Here is a 254-nt window from a genome sequence, read left to right as displayed (position 1 = left end):
ACGGCGGCTTTGCGCGGATCCTCGCTGGCCGCTGTCTCCGCTGCGGGCGCGGCTATCGGCTGCGCCGGCGCCGCTGTCTCCGCTGCGGGCGCGGCTATCGGCTGCGCCGGCGCCGCTGGCGTTACGGTTTCTGAAGCCATGGGTGGCGTGGCTTCGGCGACCTTGCGCGCCTTGGCGCGAGCAATGGCGGCGGCAACGGCGGCTTTGCGCGGATCCTCGCTGGCCGCTGTCTCCGCTGCGGGCGCGGCTATCGG

Annotated in this window: 1 pseudogene; it reads right to left on the bottom strand. The window is 74.4% G+C overall.

Annotated features, from left to right (window positions below):
- Positions 1–254, bottom strand: a pseudogene (locus ACFOSS_RS13250) (electron transport complex subunit RsxC); the annotation flags it as partial.

The organism is Pseudaeromonas sharmana (assembly GCF_042649925.1).
GTDB classification, from domain to species: domain Bacteria; phylum Pseudomonadota; class Gammaproteobacteria; order Enterobacterales; family Aeromonadaceae; genus Pseudaeromonas; species Pseudaeromonas sharmana.
The sequence above is the reverse complement of the archived record's forward strand: the minus strand, read 5'-3'. Positions and strand labels throughout refer to the sequence as shown.